Origin of the sequence: Cupriavidus sp. SIMBA_020, from assembly GCF_046535395.1 — a bacterium.
GTDB lineage: Bacteria > Pseudomonadota > Gammaproteobacteria > Burkholderiales > Burkholderiaceae > Cupriavidus > Cupriavidus campinensis.
Map to the genome: position 1 here is coordinate 1 of NZ_JAWRWU010000512.1, position 274 is coordinate 274.

Consider the following 274-nt stretch of genomic DNA (forward strand, 5'->3'; position numbering starts at 1 on the left):
CTACCGACATCATCGAAGATGTAGCGAACTACATCGGCGTTCCGCCCATCGCGGTGCAGGAAGTCGCCACCTTCTACAACATGTTCGACGTCAAGCCCGTCGGCAAGACCAAGATCGCGGTCTGCACCAACCTGCCCTGTGCCTTGCGCGACGGCGAACGTGCGGGCGACTACCTCAAGCGCAAGCTGGGCGTGGACTATCGCGAAACCACCGCCGACGGCCAGTTCACCCTGGTCGAGGGCGAGTGCATGGGCGCCTGCGGCGATTCCCCCGT

The 274-nt window shown here is 63.5% G+C and carries 1 protein-coding gene; it reads left to right on the top strand.

The annotated features are described in order from the left end of the window. Positions 1-274 (top strand): NAD(P)H-dependent oxidoreductase subunit E (locus SB751_RS30280; RefSeq protein WP_410749057.1); only part of this gene is annotated, 274 nt, incomplete at both ends.